Annotated in this window: 16 protein-coding genes and 1 pseudogene; 6 read left to right on the top strand and 11 right to left on the bottom strand. The window is 69.1% G+C overall.

Features of this window, described 5'->3' with window-relative positions; all coding sequences use genetic code 11:
- From AB0D12_RS05255 to AB0D12_RS05245, 3 genes are all read left to right on the top strand, one after another.
- On the top strand, positions 1-246 hold a 246-nt coding region (locus tag AB0D12_RS05255), incomplete at its 5' end, for a S8 family serine peptidase (RefSeq protein ID WP_362677236.1).
- Positions 247-323: 77 nt separating this feature from the next.
- Positions 324-872, top strand: coding sequence for a DUF1697 domain-containing protein (locus AB0D12_RS05250; RefSeq protein ID WP_362677234.1), 549 nt, complete (start codon positions 324-326; stop codon positions 870-872).
- Complete coding sequence (locus AB0D12_RS05245) at positions 865-1,227, top strand: nuclear transport factor 2 family protein (protein WP_362677232.1); 363 nt, start codon at positions 865-867, stop codon at positions 1,225-1,227. Before AB0D12_RS05250 ends, AB0D12_RS05245 begins: the two co-directional genes overlap by 8 nt.
- Positions 1,228-1,299: 72 nt before the next feature.
- Here the strand turns inward: AB0D12_RS05245 and AB0D12_RS05240 are convergent, their stop codons facing one another.
- Positions 1,300-2,136 carry an aldo/keto reductase gene (locus AB0D12_RS05240; RefSeq protein ID WP_362677230.1) on the bottom strand — a complete coding sequence of 279 codons (837 nt, stop codon included), beginning with the start codon at positions 2,134-2,136 and terminating at the stop codon, positions 1,300-1,302.
- Between the two features lie 36 nt (positions 2,137-2,172).
- Here AB0D12_RS05240 and AB0D12_RS05235 point away from each other — a divergent pair, with 36 nt between their 5' ends.
- From AB0D12_RS05235 to AB0D12_RS05225, 3 genes and pseudogenes are all read left to right on the top strand, one after another.
- Complete coding sequence (locus AB0D12_RS05235; protein WP_362677228.1) at positions 2,173-3,180, top strand: 2-dehydropantoate 2-reductase N-terminal domain-containing protein; 1,008 nt, start codon at positions 2,173-2,175, stop codon at positions 3,178-3,180.
- A gap of 46 nt (positions 3,181-3,226) precedes the next feature.
- Positions 3,227-3,857: pseudogene (locus AB0D12_RS05230) on the top strand (DsbA family protein).
- 79 nt (positions 3,858-3,936) lie between these two features.
- Complete coding sequence (locus AB0D12_RS05225) at positions 3,937-4,518, top strand: TIGR03086 family metal-binding protein (protein WP_362677226.1); 582 nt, start codon at positions 3,937-3,939, stop codon at positions 4,516-4,518.
- 40 nt (positions 4,519-4,558) lie between these two features.
- Here AB0D12_RS05225 and AB0D12_RS05220 read toward each other — a convergent pair whose 3' ends face one another.
- The 10 genes from AB0D12_RS05220 to AB0D12_RS05175 form a co-directional block, all read right to left on the bottom strand.
- Positions 4,559-5,305, bottom strand: a complete 747-nt coding sequence (locus tag AB0D12_RS05220; RefSeq protein ID WP_362677224.1) for a sirohydrochlorin chelatase — start codon at positions 5,303-5,305, stop codon at positions 4,559-4,561.
- A gap of 8 nt (positions 5,306-5,313) precedes the next feature.
- Positions 5,314-6,207: an ABC transporter permease gene (locus tag AB0D12_RS05215; protein WP_362677222.1), complete on the bottom strand. Its 894-nt coding sequence runs from the start codon at positions 6,205-6,207 to the stop codon at positions 5,314-5,316.
- Positions 6,194-6,994: an ABC transporter ATP-binding protein gene (locus AB0D12_RS05210; RefSeq protein WP_362677220.1), complete on the bottom strand. Its 801-nt coding sequence runs from the start codon at positions 6,992-6,994 to the stop codon at positions 6,194-6,196. The genes AB0D12_RS05215 and AB0D12_RS05210 overlap by 14 nt, the downstream gene beginning before the upstream one ends.
- A gap of 36 nt (positions 6,995-7,030) precedes the next feature.
- Complete coding sequence (locus AB0D12_RS05205) at positions 7,031-8,143, bottom strand: aliphatic sulfonate ABC transporter substrate-binding protein (RefSeq protein WP_362677218.1); 1,113 nt, start codon at positions 8,141-8,143, stop codon at positions 7,031-7,033.
- A 218-nt stretch (positions 8,144-8,361) separates the two neighbouring features.
- Entirely contained in the window at positions 8,362-9,702 is a 1,341-nt protein-coding gene (locus AB0D12_RS05200; protein ID WP_327326725.1) for a GTP-binding protein, read from the bottom strand.
- A 2-nt stretch (positions 9,703-9,704) separates the two neighbouring features.
- Complete coding sequence (gene cysD, locus AB0D12_RS05195; RefSeq protein ID WP_362677216.1) at positions 9,705-10,640, bottom strand: sulfate adenylyltransferase subunit CysD; 936 nt, start codon at positions 10,638-10,640, stop codon at positions 9,705-9,707.
- Positions 10,637-11,194 carry an adenylyl-sulfate kinase gene (gene cysC, locus AB0D12_RS05190; protein WP_362677214.1) on the bottom strand — a complete coding sequence of 186 codons (558 nt, stop codon included), beginning with the start codon at positions 11,192-11,194 and terminating at the stop codon, positions 10,637-10,639. The genes cysD and cysC overlap by 4 nt, the downstream gene beginning before the upstream one ends.
- A complete protein-coding gene (locus tag AB0D12_RS05185) occupies positions 11,191-11,892 on the bottom strand; it encodes a phosphoadenylyl-sulfate reductase (RefSeq protein ID WP_362677212.1) in 702 nt (233 codons plus the stop codon). The genes cysC and AB0D12_RS05185 overlap by 4 nt, the downstream gene beginning before the upstream one ends.
- Entirely contained in the window at positions 11,889-12,068 is a 180-nt protein-coding gene (locus AB0D12_RS05180; protein WP_327326729.1) for a hypothetical protein, read from the bottom strand. Before AB0D12_RS05180 ends, AB0D12_RS05185 begins: the two co-directional genes overlap by 4 nt.
- Entirely contained in the window at positions 12,065-13,762 is a 1,698-nt protein-coding gene (locus tag AB0D12_RS05175; RefSeq protein ID WP_362677210.1) for a nitrite/sulfite reductase, read from the bottom strand. The genes AB0D12_RS05180 and AB0D12_RS05175 overlap by 4 nt, the downstream gene beginning before the upstream one ends.
- Positions 13,763-13,787 lie beyond the last annotated feature (25 nt).

Below are 13,787 nucleotides of genomic sequence, written 5' to 3'. Positions count from 1 at the left end.
GACATCTACGCCCCGGGCTCGGACATCACCTCGTCGTGGAACGACAGCGACGAGGGTACGAAGACCATCTCCGGCACCTCGATGGCGACCCCGCATGTGGTCGGCGCCGCGGCGGTCTACCTCGGCGGTCACAAGGACGCCACCCCGGAGCAGGTCGCCAAGGCCCTCACCGACGGCGCCACGCCCGACAAGATCTCCAACCCCAGCGCGGGCACGCCCAACAAGCTGCTGAAGGTCGTCGAGTAGCCGACGGACTCCATCGCTGAACCGGCGGTCGCCGTGCCCTCCCCCACGGGGCGCGGCGGCCGCCTTATTGTGTGGCGATGACCAAGAGGTATGCGGCTCTGCTGCGCGGGATCAATGTGGGTGGGCACAGGAAGGTGCCCATGGTGGAACTCCGTGAACTGCTCGCGGAACTGGGTCACGGCGACGTCGCCACGTATCTGCAGAGCGGCAACGCCGCCTTCACCAGCGACTCGGAGGACGAGAAGGCACTCGGCGCCTCTCTGGAGCGGGCCATCGAGAAGCGCTTCGGCTTCGGCGTCGACTGCCTGGTGCGCAGCGGTACGTATCTGAAGGCGGTCGCCGACGCGTGCCCCTTTCCCGCCGCCTCACTCGAAGGCAGGCAACTGCACGTCACCTACTTCTCGGAGCGTGTCGGCCCCGAGCGGCTGGCCCCGATCGACGTGTCGGCCCATCTGCCGGAGGAGTTCCGGCTCGGCGACCGGGTGCTGTATCTGTATGCCCCGAACGGCCTCGGCCGCTCCAAGCTGGCCGAAGCGCTCGCGAGACCGAGCCTGTTCAAGGGCATCGTCGCGACCAGCCGTAACTGGAACACCGTCCTCAAGCTGGTGGAGCTGACCCGTGACTGATCTCACCGAGGCCGTCCATGGAGCCATGGAGGCGGAATTCCGTCTTCTCGACCCGATGGTGCGCTCCTCGCCCCAGCTGCTTGCCGATCTGTTTCACCCGGAGTACCTGGAGTTCGGCACCTCGGGCAGGCGCTGGGACCGGGCGTCGATCCTCGCCACCCTCATGGCGCGGGACGTGCCCGCACCGCGGCCCATCACCACCTCGGAGATGAAGGGTGTGCAGCTCGCGCCGGACGTGGTACATCTGACCTTCGAAACGGAATCGGGTGCTCACCGTGCCCACCGCAGTTCGCTGTGGCGGCTGACCAATGGCAACTGGCTGCTCTACTTCCACCAGGGCACGCGGGCTCAGTGAGGAAAGAGCAGGTCACCGGAGGGTCGGTCACTGAAGCGCCGGTCACCGAAGGGCCGGTCACCGAAGAGCCGGTCACCGAAGGGCCGTCAGATCCGCCTCCGTGAGCCGGATCGTGGCCGCGTCCAGGTTCTCCTCCAGATGCGCGAGCGATCCGGTACCCGGTGTCGGACACAGCACCGGGGAGCGGTGCAGCAGCCAGGCGAGGGCGATTTGGCCCCTGCTCGCGCCATGGCGTGCGGCGACCGTGTCCAGCGCGGCGGCGGTCTCGCCGGTCAGGGCTCCATTGGCGAGCGGGAACCACGGCAGGAAGGCGAGACCGTTCGTCTCGCACACCTCGAGCACCGCCTCCGACTCCCGGTCGATGAGATTGAAGCGGTTCTGCACCGAGGCGATCGGCGCGAGAGCCAGCGCTTCCGTCAGCCGACCGGCGGTGACCGTGTCCAGACCGATGTGCCGGATCTTGCCCTCGACCCTCAACTCCTCGAGCGTGCCCAGTTGTTCGGCGAGCGGCACCTCCGGGTCCAGTCGGTGCAGCTGGTACAGACCGATCGTCTCCGTACGCAGTCGGCGCAGACTCGCCTCGCACATTGCGCGCAACTGCTCGGGCCGTCCCGCGATATGCCAGGCACTGTCGCTCGTACGCACCACCCCGCCCTTCGTCGCGAGGACCAGGTCGGCCGGATACGGGTGCAGCGCCTCGGCGACCAGCTCCTCGGCAAGGTGCGGGCCGTAGTTGTCGGCGGTGTCGATGAGCGTGACGCCCCGCTCGACCGCCCGCCGCAGCACCGTGAGGGCGTCCGCGCGCTCACCGCGCGGCCCCCAGTACCCCCGGCCGGCGAGCTGTGCGGTGCCGTAGCCGAGTCGGCGTACGGTCCGCTCCCCGCCGAGCCGGAAAGTCTCCAAGATCATGGCTGGACCGTACCCAAATGTGCGAACCTCGTACGTATGCGCTACATCATCATCGGGGCAGGGGCGATCGGCGGCACCATCGGCGGACGGCTTGCCGGGGCGGGGCACGAGGTGGTGCTCGTCGCACGCGGCGCGCACTTCGAGGCGCTTCGGACGAATGGACTGCGACTCACCACGGCAGAGGGGACCAGTACGCACCGACTGCCCGTCGTGGACCGGCCCGGCGCGCTCGAACTGCGCCCGGACGACGTCCTGTTCCTCTCCGTGAAGACGCAGGACAGCACGGTCGCGCTGGAGGACTGGGCCGCGCAGCCCGTCGACGGCGGCGGTACCGCGGGCGAACTGCTGCCGCTGGTCTGCGCACAGAACGGCGTGGAGAGCGAGCGCCTCGCCCTGCGCCGCTTCCGCCGTGTGTACGGCATGTGTGTCTACCTTCCCGCCAGCTACATCGAGCCGGGTTCGGTCTCGGCCCTCTGTGCTCCGCTGACCGGCATCCTGCACCTGGGCCGCTATCCGTCCGGAACGGACGAGACCGCGCTGCGTATCTCCGCCGACCTGGAGAAGTCCGGACTGCTCGCACCGGTCGTCCCCGATGTCATGCGCTGGAAGTACGCGAAGCTGACCAACAATGTCGCCAACGCCGTCGAGGCCACCACCGGAGTGATCGCCGACGAGGACGGTGTCCGGCTCGCCAGGCGTGCGACGGCGGAAGCCCGCGCGGTGCTCGCCGCCGCGGGTATCGAGGTGGTGAGCGATGCGGAGCAGAAGGAGTTCAGGAGCGACAAGATCCGCTTCGACCCGCTGGACGGGTCCAAGCGCGGCGGCGGCTCGTCCTGGCAGAGCCTCAACCGCGGTACGGGCACGATCGAGGCCGACTACCTCAACGGCGAGATCGCCCTGGTCGGCCGTATCCACGGCGTACCCACGCCGGTGAACGACGTCCTGCAGCGCGTCGCCAACGGCTTCGCCCGCGAAGGCAGGGCTGCCGGATCGATGTCCCTCGCCGAGCTGACCGGACTTGTCGACGCCGAAGTGGCCCAGTAATTCACGCTGTGAATGGCCCAGTTCCTGGGGCCACTCCGGGCCTAGTCTGAGGGCTGTGAACACTGCGGGAAACAAGACCGCGGTCGACTTCTGGTTCGACCCCGCCTGCCCCTTCGCCTGGATCACCTCCCGCTGGATCCTGGAGGTCGAGCGGAAGCGCGACATCGAGCTGCGCTTCCGGCCGATGAGCCTTTATCTGCACAACACCGGCAATGAACTCCCCGATTGGTACCGCGAGTTGGTCGACAAGTCGATCGGCCCGGTACGGGTGGCGGTCGCCGCGGTCGAGCAGCACGGCGACGGGATCCTGCGCGATCTCTACACCGCCTTCGGCACCCGTATCCATGAGCAGGGCAACAAGGACTTCGACGAGGTCATCGCCGAGGCCCTCGCCGAGCTGGGACTGTCGGAGTCCCTCGCGAAGGCCGCGCACGACCCGGCGCACGACGAAGCGGTACGCCACAGCCATGAGGCGGGCAAGGCCCCGGCGTCCGACGCGTATGTCGGCACGCCCACCATCCATGTCGACGGCACGGTCTGGTTCGGCCCGGTCCTCAACTCGATCCCGCGCGGCGAAGAGGCGGCCCGGCTCTTCGACAGCTTCCGTGTCATCGCCGGCTTTCCCGGACTTCTTCGAGCTCAAGCGCACCCGCACCGGCAGCCTCGCCTTCGACTGAGCCAGGGCCGCGCGGGCCTGTCCGGCGGCGTCGCGTTTGTTCAAGACCCGGCCCCGCGACCGAAAATAGTGTGCCGTGCATGGACAAGGAGACCGTGTACCCGTACCTGACCGAGTGCGCCACCGAAGCCGCCCGTATCGCCCGCGGCGTCAGCGCCGACCAGCTGTCCGCACCGACGCCCTGCAAGGAGTGGGACGTCCGCGGACTCGTCAACCATCTCGTCCTCTACTCCTCGCACGGCCTCGAGCACCGTGCCCTGCGCAAGCAGCTGCCCGAGGAGCTCACCGGCCGCGACTTCACCACCGAGGCCGACTGGGCGGAGCAGTACGCGGCTCAGCTGGACCGCGCCATTGCCGCCTGGTCGGATCCGGCCGTCTGGGAGGGCGAGGTGGACCTCGGTTTCGCCGCGATGCCCGCGCCCGAGATCGCCTCGCTGATCACCAAGGAACTGGCCGTCCACGGCTGGGACCTGGCCCGCGCGACCGGGCAGGACCACCGGATCTCGGAGGCGGCCGCGGCGCTGATCCTGACCGTCGTCGACGAGCACGCCGAGGTCTACCGCCAGTACGACGGCTTCGCCGACCCCGTACCGCAGCCGGACGAGGCCCCGGCCTTCGAGCGGGCGCTGGCCGACAGCGGCCGCGACCCGCGGTGGGCTTGACGGCCGGCCCGTCCGGCGGTCGGCGACAGCGCGGCCACGTTCACGCGGTGACCGCCAGCGGCCGGTCGACCCGCACCGCGTCGTAGCGCCGGAGCAGCAGCCGCGCAAGCTCCGGCGCTGCGCCCAGGACATCGGCGATCACGTCCGCGTCCTCGGCCCCGCGGGCGATGCGGTCCGGGAGAAAGCCCGGAGCGATGACATACGGAGCCACCGCCACCTGCCGTACGCCCTCGGCCCGGAGCTCGCGCACCGCGTCCTCGGTGCGCGGCAGAGATGCGGAGGCGAACGCAGGCCGCACGGCGCACCAACCGGTGTGCCGCAGCTCCCGCGCGATTTCAGCGATCACTGCGATCGCCTCCGGGTCTGTGGAGCCCGCCGAGGCCAGAACCAGCCCCGTCGAGCGCTTCTGGGACGGGTCGAGCCCGGCCTCGTACAGCCGCCGCTCCAGGGCGCAGAGGAGCAGCGGGGACGGGCCGAGGACGTCGGCCTGACGGATCCGCAGGCGCGGCAGCCGCGCCGAAGCCTGGTGCAGTACGGCGGGGATGTCGGCCTTCGCGTGGAAGGCGCGCGTCAGCAGCAGCGGGAGCGCGACCACATCCTCGACGCCCTCGGCCGCCAGCCGCTCCAGCACCCTGGGGACGGTTGGGGCGTTGAAGTCGAGGAAGCCCGTCTCCACGCGCAGCCCCGGCCGCAGCGAACGGGCACGCTCCACCAGGGCGTGCACGGTCGCCGCGTGCCGCGGGTCGCGGCTGCCGTGGGCGATGACGAGGAGGACAGGACGGTGCATGACGGAGCTCAGTTCTTCACAAGGAGACCGCGGCTGCGCAGCACCCACCGCTCCAGCGGACTGAAGATCAGCAGGTCGATCGCGATACCGACGATCAGGATCAGAATGATGGCGAGGAAGACTCCGGGCATGTCGGCGTTGTTGCGGCCGTTCTCGAGCAACTGACCCAGACCCAGGCCCAGTTCGGGTGAGGAGGCGATGATCTCCGCGGCCATCAGCGAACGCCAGGAGAACGCCCAGCCCTGCTTGAGCCCCGCCACATAGCCGGGCAGCGCGGCCGGCAGCACTATGTGCCACGTTCCGCGCAGCCCGGTCGCGCCGAGCGTGCGCCCGGCCCGCAGGAACAGCGGCGGCACCTGGTCGACACCGGACACCAGTCCGTTGGCGATGGACGGCACGGCGCCCAGCAGGATCACCGCGTACATCATCGACGGTTCGAGGCCGAGCCAGATGACGGCCGGCGGCACCCAGGCGACCGACGGGAGCGACTGCAGCCCGGACAGGATCGGACCGATCGCCGCCCGTACGAACTTCACCCGGGCGACCAGCAGCCCCAGCGGCGTACCGATGGCGAGTGCCATCAGGAAGCCCAGCAGACCGCGCGAGACGCTGGTCCACACGACCTCGAGCAGTGTGCCCTCCAGCCACATCTGGGACACGCTGTCCCACACCGCGGACGGCGCCGGCAGCTTGTACTCCTCGGTGACCTTCGCCCAGACCAGCACCTGCCACACCACGATCACCAGCGCGACGGCGATCAGCGGCGGCAGGACCTTCTTCAGCAGCACCTCGCGTACGGGCGTGCGGTTGACCTGCACCGCGTCGAGTGCGTCGAGGCCGGCTTCCAGACCGGCGAGATCGTCGGCCTTCGCCACCTTCGGGGTGGTGTCAGTGCTGGCCATGTCGGCGGATCTCCCCACGCAGTTCTTCGGTGATCTCGACGGACAGCTCCGCCACGGCGGCATCCTCGATACGGCGCGGCTGCTCGATGTCGACCGTCCACTCCCGGGCGATCCGGCCCGGACGCGATGACAGCAGCACCACCCGCTCCGCCAGCCGCACCGCCTCACGGACGTTGTGCGTGACAAAGAGAACCGAGACGTTCGTCTCGCGCCAGATCCGGGTCAGCTCGTTGTGCAGCACGTCCCGTGTGATGGCATCCAGCGCCGCGAACGGCTCGTCCATCAGCAGCAGCTGGCTGTCCTGCGCCAGCGCCCGCGCCATCGCGACGCGCTGCCGCATACCACCCGACAGCTCGTGCACCCGCTTGTCGTACGAACCCTGGAGGCGTACGAGCTCAAGCAGCCGCTCCGCCTCGATGCGCCGCTCACCCTTGGGCACGCCGCGCAGCCGCAGCGCCAGTTCGATGTTCTTGCCCGCGGTCAGCCACGGGAACAGCGCATGCTCCTGGAACATCAGGGCGGGCCGCCCGCCGGGGGTCTCGATGGACCCCGCGGTCGGACGGTCGAGCCCCGCCACCAGATTGAGCAGCGTCGACTTTCCGCACCCGGAGGCTCCCAGGAGGGTGACGAACTCACCTGGAGCGACATCGAGACTGATGTCGTCCAGCACGAGCTGCTGCCCGGAAGGTCCGGCGAAGGACTTCGAGACATGCTCGAGACGGGCGGCGGGCAGGCCCGTCGCACGGTCCTCGGCCTGGGCCTTGTCCTTGGTGAGGGTCTGGGCCATGGTCGTCACCTCCTGGGAGTGAACGGGGAGCGAGGGTTACTTGACGCCGAGCGAGGCGTCGGCGACCTCGGGCTTGCCCGCGGCCTTGAGGACCTTGTTCAGCGGCTTCAGGTCGTAGATCCCGGCGAGGTCGGGCTGCTTCAGCAGACCGGCCTTGACCGCGTGCTCGGCCTCCGTCTGCAGCGTCGCGGCCAGCGGATCGTCCGTGAACTGGATGGACTTCCACGCCGGGTCGATGACCTCGGGCGGCAGAGCCTTGCCGCTGAGCTCCTTGAGCTTGGCGTTCGCGGACGCCTTCGCCTTGTCCGGGTTGGCGTTGATCCACGCGTTGGTCTTCACCGAGCCGCGCAGCACCGCCTCGACGACGTCCGGGTGCTCCTTGAGGAACTTCTGCGACACGATGATGTTCGTGATCACGAACTTCTTGTCGGGCCACAGCGTCGACTCGTCGAGCAGCACCTTCCCGCCCTCGCTGACCAGCTTGGACGCGGTCGGCTCCGGCACCCACGCGCCGTCGATGGCACCGGACTTGTAGGCGTCCGGGGTGACCTTGTTCTCCGTACGGACGACGGAGACGTCGCCCTTGCCGCTCTGGGCGTCGACCTTCCAGCCCTTCTCGGAGATCCAGTTGAGGAACGCCACGTCCTGGGTGTTGCCGAGCTGCGGCGTGGCGATCTTCTTGCCCTTGATGTCGTCCAGGGACTTGATCTTCTTGGGGTTGACGACGAGCTTCACACCGCCGGACGCGGCACCGCCGACGATCCGCAGGCTCTGGCCCTTCGACTTGACATAGCCGTTGATGGACGGCGAGGGGCCGATGAAGCCGATGTCGATGGAGCCCGCGTTCAGCGCCTCGATCTCGGAGGGGCCGGCGTTGAAGGTCGAGGCGGACAGCTTGGTGCCGCCCAGCTCCTTCTGGATGATGCCTTCCTGGTCGCCGACCAGGGCGGTGGCGTGCGTGAGGTTCGGGAAGTATCCGACCTTCACGGTGTCCAGGCCGCCGACTTTCTCGCCCTTGGCGGCGGGAGCGACCTTGTCGTCCTTCTTGGCGTCCGAGCCGTAGCCGCAGGCGGTGAGCGCCACGGCGAGCAGCGGAAGTGCGGCGGCAGCGGCGAGGCTGCGGCGCAGGGTGATACGGGTGGCAGGCACGGGAGGGTTTCCTCTCGGAGGCCCGGTTCTTACGTCACGTCGGACGTGGCCGGGGTGTCGGCGGTCTTCGTCGCTGCAGGGTGCGGGGGGTGCGGGCGCGCAGGCAGTGCGCGTACGTCATCGCGCACATCGCGCCACCCCGCCCGTTCCCGCGCCGAGGTTGCCGCTGCCGACGCGGCCGCCCTCCTTCGCGAACGTCGCGTAGAAGTCGGTGGTCATCAGAAGTCCCACCCCTCGTCGTCGGCCTCGTGCACGACCTCGGCGCTGGTGGCGAAGGAGTCGCCCGCCATGCCGGCCGCCAGCGTGGTGCCGTCCGCGGGGTCGATCAGCAGGAACGACCCGGTGCGGCGGGAGTCCGCGTACGAGTCGAGCGCGAGCGGCTCGGCGGTACGGACCTTGACCTGGCCGATGTCATTGGCGACCAGCTGACCGGGGTTCGGGTGCTGCGAGAGGTCGTCGAGGGTCAGCCGCGAGGGGATCTCCTTGACGATCGCCTTGACCGTGCGGGTGGTGTGCTTGAGCAGCACCCGCTGGCCGACGGTGAGCGGCTGGTCCGCGACATGGCAGACCGTCGCCTCGATGTCCTGCGTGGTCGCGGGCGCGTCGCCGCTCGGCACGATCAGATCGCCGCGCGAGATGTCGATGTCGTCCTCGAGGAGAAGCGTGATGGACTGCGGGGTCCAGGCGATGTCCACCGATTCGCCGAGCAGATCGATCCCGGCGATCTTCGAGGTGCGGCCCGCCGGCAGAACGGTCACCTGCTCGCCGACCCGGAAGGTGCCGGCGGCGATCTGGCCCGCGTAGCCCCGGTAGTCGGGGTGTTCGGCGGTCTGCGGACGGATCACGTACTGCACCGGCAGCCGCGCGTGGCAGCCGGTCAGATCGTGGCTGACCGGGACCGTCTCCAGGTGCTCCAGGACGGTCGGACCGCCGTACCAGTCCATGTTGGCGCTGGGCTCCACCACATTGTCGCCGGCGAGCGCGGAGATCGGGATCGCGGTGATCTCCGGAACGCCGAGCGACGCCGCGTAGGAGGTGAACTCCTCGGCGATCGCAGCGAAGACGGGCTCGGCGTAGTCGACGAGATCCATCTTGTTCACGGCAAGGACGACATGCGGGACGCGCAGCAGGGCTGCGACCGCGGCATGGCGGCGGGTCTGCTCGACGACGCCGTTGCGCGCGTCGACCAGCACGACCGCGAGCTCGGCGGTGGACGCGCCGGTGACCATGTTCCGGGTGTACTGCACATGCCCGGGGGTGTCGGCGAGGATGAACCGCCTGCGCGGGGTGGCGAAGTAGCGGTACGCGACATCGATGGTGATGCCCTGCTCCCGCTCGGCCCGCAGACCGTCGGTGAGCAGCGCCAGGTCGGGCGTCTCCTGACCGCGCGAGCGCGAGGCGTGTTCGACGGCCTCCAGCTGGTCGGTGAGAACCGACTTGGAGTCGTGCAGCAGCCGCCCCACCAGGGTCGACTTGCCGTCGTCGACGGACCCGGCGGTGGCGAAGCGCAGCAGGGTGGTGGCTGAGATCCCGGAGAGTTGCCCGGTCGTGGTGGTCATGGTTAGAAGTACCCCTCGCGCTTGCGGTCTTCCATCGCGGCCTCGGACATCTTGTCGTCGGCGCGGGTCGCGCCCCGCTCGGTCAGCCGGGATGCGGCGATCTCGGTGATCACGGCGTCCAGCGTGGTGGCCTCGGAGTCGACGGCACCGGTGCAGGACATGTCGCCGACGGTTCGGTAGCGGACGAGACGCGTCTCGACGCTCTCGCTCTCCTTGGGGCCGCCCCACTCACCGGCGGTCAGCCACATGCCGGAGCGCTTGAAGACCTCGCGCTCGTGCGCGAAGTAGATCTCGGGCAGCTCGATCTTCTCGCGCTCGATGTACTGCCAGACGTCCAGCTCGGTCCAGTTGGAGAGCGGGAACACCCGGACATGCTCGCCCGGCGCGTGGCGGCCGTTGTAGAGCTGCCACAGCTCGGGCCGCTGCCGGCGCGGGTCCCACTGCGAGAACTCGTCGCGCAGCGAGAACACCCGCTCCTTCGCGCGCGCCTTCTCCTCGTCCCGGCGGCCGCCGCCGAACACCGCGTCGAAGCGGTGATGCTGGATGGCCTCGGTCAGCGGGACGGTCTGCAGCGGGTTACGGGTGCCGTCGGGGCGCTCGCGCAGCTTCCCGGCGTCGATGTACTCCTGTACGGAGGCGACATGCAGCCGCAGCCCGTGCTGGGCGACAGTGCGGTCGCGGTACTCGAGAACCTCGGGGAAGTTGTGCCCGGTGTCCACGTGCAGCAGGGTGAACGGCACCGGCGCCGGCGCGAACGCCTTGAGCGCCAGATGCAGCATGACGATCGAGTCCTTGCCGCCGGAGAAGAGGATCACCGGTCGCTCGAACTCGCCCGCCACCTCGCGGAAGATGTGCACCGCCTCGGACTCCAGGGCGTCCAGATGCGACAGGGCGTACGGGCTGTCGGTGCCTTCGTGAACAGTGGCGGCCGTCGTCATGCCAGACCCCTCTCGGTGAGCAGCGCGTGAAGCGCCGCTGCGGACTCCTGCACGGTCTGCTGGTGCGACTCGATCCGCAGATCCGGGTTCTGCGGCTCCTCGTACGGGTCGTCGACACCGGTCAGGCCGCTGATCTCACCGGCGGCCTGCTTGGCGTAGAGACCCTTCACATCGCGTACGGAGCAGACCTCCACGGGAGTGGCGACATGCACCTCGACGTACGGCGTGCCCTCGGTGGAGTGGCGCTTGCGGACGGCCTCGCGGCTGTCCTCGTACGGGGCGATCACCGGCACGAGCGCCTTGATGCCGTTGGACGCGAGCAGTTCGGCGACGAAGCCGATCCGCTGGACGTTGGTGTGGCGGTCCTCGCGGCTGAAGCCGAGGCCGGCGGAGAGGAACTCCCGGATCTCGTCGCCGTCGAGCACCTCGGTCCGGTGGCCCTCGGCGCGCAGCCGCCCGGCCAGCTCGTAGGCGATGGTGGTTTTGCCGGCGCTCGGCAGCCCGGTGAGCCAGATGGTGGCCCCAGTCACGTTCTTGTCTCCCAGAATCGTCATCCGTGCAGCCCGCATTCGGTCTTGCCACGCCCGGCCCAGCGCCCGGCCCTCGCGTCCTCGCCCTCCAGCACCCGGCGGGTGCAGGGCGCGCAGCCCACGGAGGCGTAACCGTCCATCAGCAGCGGGTTGGTGAGGACACCGTGCTCGGCGACGTACGTGTCCACGTCGTCCTGCGTCCAGCGGGCGATCGGCGAGATCTTGACCTTCTGCCGCTTCTCGTCCCAGCCGACGACCGGGGTGTTCGCCCGGGTCGGGGACTCGTCGCGGCGCAGACCCGTCGCCCAGGCGTCGTACGCGGTCAGTCCCTCTTCGAGGGGCTTGACCTTGCGCAGCGCGCAGCACAGGTCGGGGTCGCGGTCGTGCAGCTTCGGGCCGTACTCCGCGTCCTGCTCGGCGACCGACTGACGCGGCGTGAGCGTGATGACGTTGACGTCCATCACGGCCTCGACCGCGTCACGCGTGCCGATGGTCTCGGGGAAGTGGTAGCCGGTGTCGAGGAAGACGACGTCGACGCCCGGAAAGGCACGGGAGGCGAGATGGGCCACCACCGCGTCCTCCATCGAGGAGGTGACGCAGAAGCGCGGCCCGAAGGTGTCGGCCGCCCACTTCAGGATGTCCAGGGGCGAGGCCTCTTCCAGGTCCCGCCCGGCCTGCTCGGCGAGCGACTTGAGCTCGTCCTTGGTCTGAATCACCGTCATATCTCGTTCCCTCCACCGTCGTTGCGCTGAAGTCCACGGGACAGCAGCCCGAGGAACTTCAACTGGAAGGCTCGATTGCAGGCTGCGCATTCCCAGGCGCCGTGGCCCTGCTCGTTCGGACGCAGGTCCTCGTCACCGCAGTACGGGCAGTAGAAGGGCGCGGCACGCTCACTCATGACAGGGCCTCCTCGGACGCACGCGCGGCCCAGGTCGCGAAGCGCTCGCCGTCCTCGCGCTCCGCCTGGAAGCGCTTGAGGACGCGTTCGACGTAGTCCGGCAGCTCGGCCGACGTGACCTTCAGACCGCGGACCTTGCGGCCGAAGCCCGCCTCGAGGCCCAGCGCGCCGCCCAGGTGCACCTGGAAGCCCTCGACCTGGTTGCCGTCCTTGTCCAGCATCAGCTGGCCCTTGAGACCGATGTCGGCGACCTGGATACGGGCGCAGGCGTTGGGGCAGCCGTTGAGGTTGATGGTGATCGGGTGGTCGAACTCGGGGATGCGGCGCTCGAGTTCGTCGATCAGCGAGGCGCCGCGCGCCTTGGTCTCGACGATCGCCAGCTTGCAGAACTCGATACCGGTGCAGGCCATCGTGCCCCGGCGGAACGGGGAGGCGTTGACCCGCAGGTCCAGCGCCTCGAGACCGGAGACGAGCGACTCGACCTGGTCCTCGGCCACATCGAGCACGATCATCTTCTGCTCGGTGGTGGTACGCAGCCGTCCCGAGCCGTGCGCTTCGGCAAGCTCGGCGATCTTCGTCAGGGTCGCTCCGTCGACACGTCCCACGCGCGGAGCGAAGCCGACGTAGAAGCGGCCGTCCTTCTGCCGGTACACGCCGAGGTGGTCACGCCACGTCTCGGCCGGCTCCTCGGGCGCGGGACCGTCGACAAGCTGGTACTTGAGGTACTCGTCCTCCAGGACCTGGCGGAATTTCTCCGGGCCCCAGTCGGCGACCAGGAACTTCAGACGGGCGCGAGTGCGCAGCCGGCGGTAGCCGTAGTCACGGAAGATGCTGATGACGCCGCCGTACACGTCCGGCACCTCGTCCAGCGGGACCCAGGCGCCGAGGCGGACTCCGAGCTTGGGGTTGGTGGAGAGCCCGCCGCCGACCCAGAGGTCGAAACCGGGACCGTGCTCGGGGTGGTTGACGCCCACGAAGGCGATGTCGTTGATCTCGTGCGCGACATCGAGCTGCGGGGATCCGGAGATGGCCGTCTTGAACTTGCGCGGCAGGTTCGAGTAGGCGGGGTTGCCGATGAAGCGGCGGTGGATCTCGTCGATGGCGGAGGAGCCGTCGATGATCTCGTTCTCGGCGACGCCCGCCACGGGCGAGCCGAGGATCGTGCGGGGCGTGTCACCGCAGGCCTCGGTCGTGGACAGTCCCACGGCCTCCAGCCGATTCCAGATCTCCGGGACGTCCTCGATCCGGATCCAGTGGTACTGCACGTTCTGCCGGTCGGTGATGTCGGCGGTGCCGCGCGCGAACTCCTGCGAGATCTCGCCGATGACCCGCAACTGCTCGGTGGTCAGCCGGCCGCCGTCGATACGGACGCGCAGCATGAAGTACTTGTCGTCCAGCTCCTCCGGCTCGAGGATCGCGGTCTTGCCGCCGTCGATGCCGGGCTTGCGCTGGGTGTACAGCCCCCACCAGCGCATACGCCCACGGAGGTCGGCCCCGTCGATCGAGTCGAAGCCGCGGTGGGCATAGATCGTCTCAATGCGTGTCCGCACATTGAGACCGTCGTCGTCCTTCTTCGTCTGCTCATTGGCGTTGAGCGGCGTCATATGGCCAACAGCCCACTGACCCTCGCCGCGGTGACGTCCGGCCTTGCGGCGGGGCGCGGCGGGGGCGGGCTTTTCAGGGGAGGCGGCCATGGCGAATACGTCCTTCGAGACTGCA

Origin of the sequence: Streptomyces sp. NPDC048479 (assembly GCF_040651435.1) — a bacterium.
GTDB lineage: Bacteria > Actinomycetota > Actinomycetes > Streptomycetales > Streptomycetaceae > Streptomyces.
Note: the sequence above shows the minus strand (reverse complement) of the source record. Positions and strands in the feature narration are given on the sequence as shown.

Coding starts and splice junctions, on each gene's coding strand:
- AB0D12_RS05250 (WP_362677234.1), top strand. CDS start 324: ATGACCAAGAGGTATGCGGCTCTGCTGCGCGGGATCAATGTGGGTGGG.
- AB0D12_RS05240 (WP_362677230.1), bottom strand. CDS start 2,136: ATGATCTTGGAGACTTTCCGGCTCGGCGGGGAGCGGACCGTACGCCGA.
- AB0D12_RS05235 (WP_362677228.1), top strand. CDS start 2,173: ATGCGCTACATCATCATCGGGGCAGGGGCGATCGGCGGCACCATCGGC.
- AB0D12_RS05225 (WP_362677226.1), top strand. CDS start 3,937: ATGGACAAGGAGACCGTGTACCCGTACCTGACCGAGTGCGCCACCGAA.
- AB0D12_RS05220 (WP_362677224.1), bottom strand. CDS start 5,305: ATGCACCGTCCTGTCCTCCTCGTCATCGCCCACGGCAGCCGCGACCCG.
- AB0D12_RS05215 (WP_362677222.1), bottom strand. CDS start 6,207: ATGGCCAGCACTGACACCACCCCGAAGGTGGCGAAGGCCGACGATCTC.
- AB0D12_RS05210 (WP_362677220.1), bottom strand. CDS start 6,994: ATGGCCCAGACCCTCACCAAGGACAAGGCCCAGGCCGAGGACCGTGCG.
- AB0D12_RS05200 (WP_327326725.1), bottom strand. CDS start 9,702: ATGACCACCACGACCGGGCAACTCTCCGGGATCTCAGCCACCACCCTG.
- cysD (WP_362677216.1), bottom strand. CDS start 10,640: ATGACGACGGCCGCCACTGTTCACGAAGGCACCGACAGCCCGTACGCC.
- cysC (WP_362677214.1), bottom strand. CDS start 11,194: ATGACGATTCTGGGAGACAAGAACGTGACTGGGGCCACCATCTGGCTC.
- AB0D12_RS05185 (WP_362677212.1), bottom strand. CDS start 11,892: ATGACGGTGATTCAGACCAAGGACGAGCTCAAGTCGCTCGCCGAGCAG.
- AB0D12_RS05180 (WP_327326729.1), bottom strand. CDS start 12,068: ATGAGTGAGCGTGCCGCGCCCTTCTACTGCCCGTACTGCGGTGACGAG.
- AB0D12_RS05175 (WP_362677210.1), bottom strand. CDS start 13,762: ATGGCCGCCTCCCCTGAAAAGCCCGCCCCCGCCGCGCCCCGCCGCAAG.